1 rRNA gene is annotated in these 329 nt (G+C 45.6%); it reads right to left on the bottom strand.

Going from position 1 to position 329, the window contains the following annotated elements:
* Positions 1–251: 251 nt before the first annotated feature.
* Positions 252–329, bottom strand: a 5S ribosomal RNA gene (rrf, locus tag V6F78_RS22585); the annotation flags it as partial.

The following is a 329-nucleotide window of genomic DNA, read 5'->3' as shown; positions in this document are numbered from 1 at the left end:
GCCTCTGTTGCTGTCAAGCGGTTATTTTAAGATGTTTTCAAAGTTTCCTCTGTAACATCAACCACTTGCGCTTTCGATCTCTCGTCAGCGGGAGGCGAATTCTACAGCGTTACACGCTGCTGTCAACCCCAGTTTATTCTTTGTTTATCAGGTAACTTACCTGACTCACTGCACATGCTTTTTACAAAGCTTGTACTTCTATAAAAACAAAATCCCCGTCTGCGTGAGCAGACAGGGATTTCGGAATTTAATCTTGACGATGACCTACTCTCACATGGGGAAACCCCACACTACCATCGGCGATGCATCGTTTCACTGCTGAGTTCGGG

The sequence above is a fragment of the Pseudomonas sp. ESBL9 genome (genome assembly GCF_036668715.1).
Taxonomy (GTDB): Bacteria; Pseudomonadota; Gammaproteobacteria; order Pseudomonadales; family Pseudomonadaceae; genus Aquipseudomonas; species Aquipseudomonas lundensis.
This window is presented reverse-complemented; position numbering and strand designations above follow the sequence as displayed.